Origin of the sequence: Rhodococcus sp. IEGM 1379 (assembly GCF_030056815.1) — a bacterium.
Classification (GTDB): Bacteria; Actinomycetota; Actinomycetes; order Mycobacteriales; family Mycobacteriaceae; genus Rhodococcus_F.
The window spans coordinates 42,596-51,446 of record NZ_JASHKR010000032.1 but is presented as its reverse complement, the minus strand read 5'-3'; the positions used below and the strand labels follow the sequence as shown (position 1 = coordinate 51,446).

The following is an 8,851-nucleotide window of genomic DNA, read 5'->3' as shown; positions in this document are numbered from 1 at the left end:
CCGCCGAAAACTGCTGCAACGCAGTCACTGCTGATAAGTTTCTCGGCCTTCTCGGCAAATGCCGTCGGCTCGGATGCACCGTCTTCGGCGACGATCTGAACCTTCTTGCCCAGCACGCCGCCGGAGTTGTTGATCTCTTGAACTGCCAAGGCTATCGAATCACGCACTGTCACTTCACTGATGGCCATCGTGCCGGACAGTGAATTGAGGGAACCAACTTTGATCGTGTCACCCGCGGTATCGACGCACGACGCTGTCGTTGTCTCGCCTGTCGCGGTGTCGCTCGCTTTGCTTCCACAACCGGTGAGTACCAATCCCAGTGCGGCAAGTGCAGCCGGTGCGGCAAGGGTGCGCTTCGAGAAAGTTCGCATATACGTGGCCTTTCGTAGTCGATGGCTCTGTGTTTCGATGGCTCTGTGTTTCAAAGACACTGTGTGACGGGCTGTGTATCCAGATGTCGTATACGCCGTTGTATTCGTCGATTGCAGAGCGTAAGTAGAACTTGTTTCGGAAAGAATGACCGTCAGTCACCATCGTGTGTCCGATATGTCGATTTGATTTCGGGATTCTCACCGTGCAGGTCAGAGGGGGTTCGGTGTTGCATGCAGTGTTAATATCCGGGAATTGATCAAGCATTCGCTTGGAGATCGACATGTTGGAGGGGACTAGTCAGTGCGATCGACCCGACGAGAAGAGATACTCGCTCACGCGGCCAAGTTGTTCAGTGAGCGAGGGATTTCGGCAACCACGGTCCGAGATATCGCAGACGAGGTCGGAATCCTGTCGGGCAGCCTGTACCACTACTTCGATTCCAAGGACGCCATCGCGAATGAGATAGTCGTCCGCTTTCTCGACGACCTCAATGTCCGCTACGAATCGTCGATCGAATCCGGGGGATCGGCGCGCGCGCGGTTGGCGTCGATGGTTTCCGTCTCGTTTGCAACGGCTGTGGATCATCCGTATGCGACGGAGGTTTACCAGGGCGAGGCCATTCTCTCGTCCCAGTCGGAGGACGCACCCATCACGATTGCTGTGCGGAAGGCTCATGACTACTGGCGCACGGCAATAACCCGGGGACTTGCGGACGGGGAGTTTCGGGCCGATATCGATCCGGAACAGTTCCACAGGCTCCTGCGAGAGTCGGTGTGGTCGACCGTTACGCAGTACCGTCCGCAGTTGGCTGAACGTGCCGACGAGCTCGAGCGCAATCTGATCACCGTGTTCTTGGACGGCTTTGCTGCACGCGACGACGGCAGTGCGCCGTCACAGCCGTTGTCGGCGGTTGAGGCCCCGGTGGATGTGCCGTCGGAGGTTAGCGAGGTGGCCGAACTTCGTTCGGATGTGGACGAACTGAAGTCGGCGATCCGCGACCTCGGCTCCGTGATTCGCAAACTTCAAGCCCAGCGACCTAGCTGATCACTGCCGGTTTCCGGCGGTTTTGACTATTTTTGTGACCCAGTGCATACTTCTGCCCAGAGCTGTGAATCAAGCGCTTGTTTGATTTACCAAATGCTGTTTGGACAGGAGTGAGATGTGAGACTCGGGAAGGCAATAGCCGTACTTGCGGTGGTCGTCCTCGGAACGGGTGCCTGCGCGTCTGCCGGAGTCATTCCGGAAGACGAGATCGTGATCGGCCTGGACGAGGATTCAACAGGTCCGGGAGCGTCGTACAGCACCATTGCAGGTCAGACGGTTCGAATGACGGTCGATCTGATCAACGACGCCGGCGGGATCAACGGCAAACCCGTGCGCCTCGTCGTCGAGAATGACGAGAGCAGTCCCACCAAGACTCCGTCGATCATTCGGAAACTGGTGGACCAGGGTGCCAGCGCAGTTATCCTCGCGACCGGTAGTGGTTCTGTCCTGCAGGCGAAGTCGATTCTCGAGCAGTCGGAGATTCCGGCCATCGCCCCGGTTGTACTCAGTGATGCTTTTGCGTCTCCGCCGGGCAACGACTACTCGTTCATGATCCCGAATTCACTGAAGCAGTATGCCCAGGTGTACTGCGGAGCATTCGAGAAACTGGGCTACAAGTCGCTCGGAATCCTCGGTGATGCAAGCGCATCCATCGACGGAATCATCAAGACACTGCGCCCGGATCTGGAGAAGTGCGCGAAGGTGACGGCCGTCGAAAAGGCTCCCGTCGATGCTGCCGATCTCACGGCGCAGGTATCCCGTCTCGTCGAAACCAAGCCAGACGCAATCCTTGTCGCCAGCATCGGTGGACACTTCGAGATTCTCGCGCACAACACACTCTCGAAGATCGCACCCGCAACGCAGCGTTTCTCGCTCGCTTCGATCGGAAACCAGCCGGCTTCATGGGCTTTGGCGGATCCGAGAGCACTCGAAGGCATGGTTTACATGGGATCTCTCAGTGCTGGCAACAAGAGAACTGCGGAACTTACAGACAAGGTCAGGGCTTTCAAAGGGTCCAATTACCAACTCACCGCGTACGACGCTCAGGCGTACGACGCGATGATGATGTTGGCGCAGGCAATCGAGATCGCCGGTGGCCATCAGGACCGAACCGCGGTTCGTGATGCACTCCAACAGGTCTCAGGACTTCCGGCCACCTTCGGGCAGGAAGGATTGACGTTATCCTTCAGCCCCGGTGATCATCTCGCTCCGGACAGCCTGTGCGGATTGGTGCTCATCGAGTTCGGCGACGACAACAAACCTGCCGGGCCGTGGGCTTCCTATCAGCCCCCGTGCGGATAATCGAGGAGCCTAGACATGACAGACGCACAACTCTGGCTCGCAGCCATCGAGATCGGTGCCTTCTTCTCACTGATCGCCTTGGGGATGTACCTCGTGGTGGTCGGCGCGGATTTCTTCAACTTCGCCATGGGCCCGTACGCCATGGCAGCAGCCATGGCGACCAGCTGGGTTGTCGTAAACCAGGGGTACCCACTCTGGTTGGCGATGCCGTTGGGAATTGCTGTTGCGGTGGGGCTTTCGGTCCTCACCGAAAAGCTGGTGGTCAAGCAGGTTCAAAAGCGTTCCGGGCGAGGTGAACTGCCCGCGCTGGTGGCCGTGACCGCTGTACTGTTCGGTATTCAGCAGCTTGCGGGAACCGTCTTCGGACGCACTCCGCTGCCCGGGCAGAAGATCTTCGACTTTGCTCCGGTCACCGTCCTCGGCGCCACCGTCGACAGCGCCACCATCGTTCTGATCGCCGGCACGGCACTGGTATTCCTCGGTGTCGGGATCTGGCTGAACCGCTCCACAGCAGGTCGACTGCTGCGCGCGGTGGGCGACAACCCGGATGCCGCGCGGGTACTCGGATTGCCGGTGGACCGTGTTCGGCTCATCGCGTTCACCCTGGCCGGCGTCATCGCCGCTATCGCCGGATTGTTGTTCGCGCCCAAAGCGGGTGTGCAGTTCACCAGCGGGTTGTCGTGGACGCTGACGGCTTTCATCGCGCTTGTTATCGGTGGTACCGGACGTAGCTGGGCACCGCTGATCGGCGGCATGCTGCTGGGAATCGTCCAGGTATTTGCGCCGTACTACTTCGGTGCCAGCGCAGCTCAAACGGCGATCCTGTTGATCGCTCTGGTCTTCTTCGCCTTCCGTCCGGAAGGTCTGCTCTCGAGAAAGGTGCGCGTCTGATGGGTGCGATTACTACAGGTCGCGTGCCCCGGTCGCGAATGAGCCTGGGGAACGTCTCGCGTGAAGCCTTGATCACCGTGACTGTGGTTGCGGCAGTGCTTCTCTGGATGGGGCCGAGCCTCTACCGCCAAGACCTCATTTTCCTCGCCGCCACGTACTCGTTGATCGCGCTGGGTATGTACGTGCCCTTCGTTCTTGCGGGGTCACTGTCCATGGCGTACAGCGCCTACGCTGCGATCGGCGCCTACGCGGTTGCCCTGATCTCGGTGAAGACCGGCATGTCGATGTGGTGGGGCTGGATCCTCGGCGCACTGGTCGCTGCCGTGGTGGCAGTACTCCTCAGCCTTGCTACACAGAAACTCTCCGGTTTCTACCTGGCGGCCGTGACACTCCTGTTCGGAATTGCGTTCGAGCACTGGCTGATCGACGGACCCAGCTTCACGGGCGGTTCGGCCGGTATCTCCGGTGTCGCGGCACTGACGATGTTCGGCTGGGAACCGCCGCGCTACGCGTTGGTCGTCTTCGCGATTCTGTTTGTCTGCCTGATCGCCGTCGCGGTCGATCGCCTGCGGAAGTCCGTGTGGGGCCTGATGTTGCAGGCATCGCGGGACAATCGGAATGTCGCCCGGTCTTCCGGAGTCAATCCGACCCACTTGACGGTTGTGGCATTGGCGATCGGTGCGGCAATCGCGTCGACCGGCGGTTCGCTGTTCACCGTCTCCGTTCAAGCGGTGACACCCGAAACCTTCACTCTCAGTATCGTCTTTCTTGCGATCTTCATGCCGATCATCGGTGGCCGCGGCTCTGCCTGGGGTGCACCGTTGGGCGCGCTGATCGTGGTGATCGTGACACTCAACATGCCCGGCTACCAGGGCAGCGGTGAACTCTTGCTTGCCGGTGCAGTTCTGGTCATTCTGATCGTGGCACCCGGCGGTGTGATCGGATGGTCTCGCGCACTTCTCGACCGAACGAATCGTATCTACCAGGAGCGTGTTGCGCGATGAGCAATCCACTACTCGAGGTTCGCGGGCTGCACAAATCCTATGGCGGCGTGCGCGCTGTCAACGACGTGTCGTTCACAGTCGGCCCCGGCGAGGTCATCGGTCTCGTCGGCCCCAACGGCGCCGGTAAGACGACGCTGGTGGACTGCATCTTCGGTACGCAGCAATCCGACTCGGGAACCGTCAGCCTGTCCGGCAAGACATTGAGCGGGCCTTCGGAACGTCGCGCCCGGCACGGCCTTTCGCGGACCTTCCAGCATCCGCAGTTGGCCCTCGAGCTCAATGCCGTCGACAACATCATCCCCGGCCTGTACGGACATCGAATCACCTCGCCACTGCATTCTCTGTGGTGGGCACTCAAAGGACCGTTCGAGAACTGGGATCGATCTGCGGCGCGAGCTCGCGATGTCGCCCAAGAGTATTCGATCACGGATACCGAAAGCGCCTGTGGTGACCTGAGTCTGGGCGCGCAGCGGTTGGTGGAAGTAGCCCGCGCTATGGCAACCGAGCCGGAGGTGCTGCTGCTGGATGAGCCCTTTGCCGGCGCCGACCACGACGGCATCGAGGCAATCTCGGGCGCCGTGCGTTCCATTGCCGCGCAGGGCAAGGGCGTCGTACTGGTCGATCACAACGTCGACCTCATCGCAGAATTGGCAACCACTGTGGTCCTGCTCAATTTCGGTGGCGTGGCCTTCAACGGTCCGCCGCGTGAGTGCCTCTCCAGCGACGCAATGCGTGAGGTGTATTTCGGTTCCGAAGACGAAGAAGGAGCGCGCGATGCTCGAGGTCGATAAAGTCACTGTGCGTTACGGCTCGGCCGTCGCGGTACGCGAAGTCAGCTTCGTGGCCAAACCGGGTCAGGTCACCGCACTGGTGGGTCCGAACGGGGCCGGCAAGACCAGCTTGATGGGCGCAATCTACGGTTCGGTGCCGTCCAGCGGAAGCATCAGTGTGGACGGCCGACGCGTCGAGAAGATGTCGGCATTGCAGCGCGCACGCAGCGGATTCGCCTACGTCCCGCAGGGGCGGCAGCTGTTCATGCGTATGTCCGTGCGCGAGAATCTGCGGGTAGGTGCTGATCTCCTCGGCTTGAAGGCCGACGCCGTGGACAGCGCTTTCGATCGCTTTCCGATTCTGCGTGACCGCGCAGATAGTTTCGCGGGGGTTCTCAGTGGTGGCGAGCAGCAGATGCTCGTTCTGGGCCGCGCATTGCTCGCCAAGCCGTCACTTCTGCTCCTCGACGAGATGATGACCGGTTTGGCTCCGAAAATTGTGGCTGAATTACGCACGCTTGTAGGACAACTGGCAGTCGAAGGCGTTACGGTGATTGTGACTGAACCGGCATTGGCTGCATTGATGGCGATCGTGGACCGTGGATATGTCATGCAACGTGGCGAGATCATGCGCGAATGTGATTCTGCCGCTTCGCTCGACGCTGCTTACAAACAATCGATGGGCGTCCTCAGCGCCGACGGGAGATGATCGACGATCATGCAGGAACTGAAGATGATTGACGTAGCAGTCGGCGAATTCGCGACTGATCCGGCTCGTTTCGCCGGAATCAGTATCAGTGAGATCGTTCGTCACTGGTCGGAGACCATTCCCGACCGAACTGCGTTCATCACTCCGACGTCGAGAATTTCCTGGGCGCAGTACGACGCGGCGGCCGATGCCATCGCGTCGGCGCTCGAACTTTCGGGTGAGGGCTACGGTCATGTGGCGGTTCTCCTCCCGGACACGATGGTCTTTCATGCGGCACTCTGCGCTGCGTACCGCACCGGCCGGGTGGCCGTGGGTATCGGGTCGCGCTCCGGTCTTCGCGAAATCTCGCACCTGATTTCGCGCTCCGACGCCGGCGTTCTGGTGACCGCCCGATCGTTGCGTGGCGTGGATACCGCAGAACTGATCGCGCAGCTGCGTGAACTACATCCGGCGCTGGACATCGTGTTTGCCGACGACCAGGGATCGGTCAGATTCGAACGCTCCGCTCCTGCCGGCGGCGTAGTGTCACTGCCTGTTGAGATCCGCGAATTTGCTCCGATCAGTCCGTGTTTCACGACGGCTGCAGTGTCTATGCTCAATTCGACGTCAGGTACTACCGGCCTGCCCAAGCTGGTGACTCAGACGGAGGATCGGTGGGTCGCGTTCTCCGAGATCGGGGCCGAAGCAGCAGCAATCGGGTACGAGGAAGTATTCCTCGGTGCCGTGCCCGCACCCTTCGGTTTCGGGCTGTGGACTTCGCATTTCCTTCCGGCGTTGCTGGGCGCGCCCAATGTGGTGATGGAACGGTTTGACGTTGCTGTGATGATCGACCTCATCGAGCGCGAGCGTGTGACGGTGTTGAACTGTGTAAGTACACAATTCAAGATGCTTCTGCGGTCGGAGGCTGCCGAGAAGGCCGACCTCGGCTCGTTGCGTGTCATGTTCACCGGCGGAGAGGCCGTTCCGTACTCGGAGGCCCTGGCTTTCGAGGAACGAACCGGCGCAGCGGTACTGCAGTTCTACGGCTCGAACGAGACCGGTGCAGTGTCTGTCACCACCACCTTGGACGACTCCGATACCCGACTGCGCACGTGCGGACATATCATCGACCGAATGCAGGTTCGTGTATTCGACGACGCTGCAACAGAAGTCACCGGATCACACCGACGTGGGCAGCCTGCCGTCAACGGTCCGTTGATGTGTCAGGGTTACTGGGGCGACGTCGAAGCCAACAACGAGCTGTACACCGACGAGGGCTGGATGCTTCTCGGAGACATCGTCGAGATAGACGAAGCCGGACGTGTTCGCGTGGTTGGTCGTAAGGCCGACATCATCATTCGCGGTGGTAAGAACATTTCGGCCGTCGAGGTCGAGGAGTATGTTCGCGCGCATCCGGCCGTGGATTTGGTAGCGGCAGTAGGTGTCGACGACGCACTCTTCGGCGAGAAGGTGTGCGCCGTCGTGGTAACCAAGGACGAGTGCGAACTGACTGCGGAGGAACTCACGACGTGGATGCGTGAGCAGGGCGTCACTCGTGAATACATTCCGGAGTACGTGATGACAGTGCCGGAACTGCCGATGGCTGCGGGCGGCAAGGTGGCGAAGGGGGCCGTCAAGGAGCTTGTGCGAGAAGAGTTGTCCGAAACCGCCTGAAGAGCGGGTGTCGCAGACACCGACGGGTTAGTCTGATTCGGATATTTTGCCGAGCGGTCAGGACTACGATGACACAACGATCACCCTCACGGTGGCGCAAGAGACTAGCGTGGACGGCAGGCTCGGTGTCCATCGTCGTGGGTGGCGTCGTCCTCGCATTTGTACTCAGCCCGAAACCCGGCGCACTGACCGTGCGCAGGGTTTTCGAGCGGGATGCCGGCAAGGGGACGGTAGCGATGCAGAAGTTCGCTCCCGGTGGCGTCGACGTGATCCGGGATCAGCAGTACCGCGAAGGCGACTCGGACGCATATCTGGATGTGTATTTTCCAGCCGGCACCGCATCTGCATTACCGACCGTCGTCTGGACGCACGGCGGCGCGTGGATTTCCGGTGACAAGTCCAACTACGCGACGTACTACGAGTTACTCGCGTCGCGCGGTTTCACGGTGGCCGCGCTCGATTACTCTCTCGGGCCCGAGCACTACTATCCGACGGCCGTCGGCCAACTCAACGACGCCCATGCGTACATTGCAGAGAACGCCGAGAGATTGCATATCGATCCGTCGAAAATCTTCCTTGCCGGTGATTCGGCTGGTGCGCAGTTGTCGAGCCAGTTGGCGACGCTCATCACCAGCCCGGAATACGCCGAGGTCGTCGGTGTGGAGCCCGCATTTCGTCCGGAACAACTGCGCGGTGTTGTGCTGAACTGCGGAATCTACGACGTTGCGAACATGGTCGGCGGTCCCGGCATCATCGGCTGGGGCGTGGACAGATCGCTGTGGGCTTACACCGGTGTTCGTGACTTTTTTAATACCGAAGCAGCGGAACAGATGTCGACCTTGAACTATGTCACCGAAGATTTTCCGCCCGTCTACATCAGTGGCGGGAATGCTGATCCGCTCACCGAAAAACAGTCGAAGCCGTTGGCAGACAAGCTGACTGGATTTGGCGTCAAGGTAGATGCATTGTTTTATCCGGCCGACCATGAACCCGCGCTCGCGCATGAGTACCAATTCAATCTCGACAATGTGGACGGGATGACAGCCTTCGAGCGCACAGTCGACTTCTTGTCCGCGCGAGTGGATTAGGCGTATTTCCTTGTTTCG

Annotated in this window: 9 protein-coding genes; 8 read left to right on the top strand and 1 reads right to left on the bottom strand. The window is 60.0% G+C overall.

Features of this window, described 5'->3' with window-relative positions; translation table 11 throughout:
• The coding region (locus QM600_RS17715) for a transporter substrate-binding protein (protein WP_283262798.1) at nucleotides 1-371 on the bottom strand (371 nt) is incomplete at its 3' end.
• Nucleotides 372-672: 301 nt separating this feature from the next.
• Between QM600_RS17715 and QM600_RS17710 the strand changes: the two genes are divergently transcribed.
• The 8 genes from QM600_RS17710 (at nucleotide 673) to QM600_RS17675 (ending at nucleotide 8,833) form a co-directional block, all read left to right on the top strand.
• Entirely contained in the window at nucleotides 673-1,416 is a 744-nt protein-coding gene (locus tag QM600_RS17710) for a TetR/AcrR family transcriptional regulator (RefSeq protein WP_283262797.1), read from the top strand.
• Nucleotides 1,417-1,533: 117 nt separating this feature from the next.
• Complete coding sequence (locus tag QM600_RS17705) at nucleotides 1,534-2,718, top strand: ABC transporter substrate-binding protein (RefSeq protein ID WP_283262796.1); 1,185 nt, start codon at nucleotides 1,534-1,536, stop codon at nucleotides 2,716-2,718.
• A gap of 15 nt (nucleotides 2,719-2,733) precedes the next feature.
• Nucleotides 2,734-3,609 (top strand): branched-chain amino acid ABC transporter permease, encoded by an 876-nt coding sequence (locus QM600_RS17700; RefSeq protein ID WP_094271667.1) that lies wholly within the window; start codon nucleotides 2,734-2,736, stop codon nucleotides 3,607-3,609.
• Entirely contained in the window at nucleotides 3,609-4,613 is a 1,005-nt protein-coding gene (locus QM600_RS17695) for a branched-chain amino acid ABC transporter permease (protein ID WP_283262795.1), read from the top strand. The genes QM600_RS17700 and QM600_RS17695 overlap by 1 nt, the downstream gene beginning before the upstream one ends.
• On the top strand, nucleotides 4,610-5,404 hold the full coding sequence (locus QM600_RS17690; protein ID WP_283262794.1) for an ABC transporter ATP-binding protein: 795 nt from the start codon (nucleotides 4,610-4,612) through the stop codon (nucleotides 5,402-5,404). Before QM600_RS17695 ends, QM600_RS17690 begins: the two co-directional genes overlap by 4 nt.
• Entirely contained in the window at nucleotides 5,388-6,092 is a 705-nt protein-coding gene (locus tag QM600_RS17685; protein ID WP_283262793.1) for an ABC transporter ATP-binding protein, read from the top strand. Before QM600_RS17690 ends, QM600_RS17685 begins: the two co-directional genes overlap by 17 nt.
• Nucleotides 6,093-6,116: 24 nt before the next feature.
• Nucleotides 6,117-7,745, top strand: a complete 1,629-nt coding sequence (locus QM600_RS17680; RefSeq protein ID WP_283262792.1) for a class I adenylate-forming enzyme family protein — start codon at nucleotides 6,117-6,119, stop codon at nucleotides 7,743-7,745.
• Between the two features lie 68 nt (nucleotides 7,746-7,813).
• Complete coding sequence (locus QM600_RS17675) at nucleotides 7,814-8,833, top strand: alpha/beta hydrolase (RefSeq protein ID WP_283262791.1); 1,020 nt, start codon at nucleotides 7,814-7,816, stop codon at nucleotides 8,831-8,833.
• The last annotated feature ends 18 nt before the right edge of the window (nucleotides 8,834-8,851 follow it).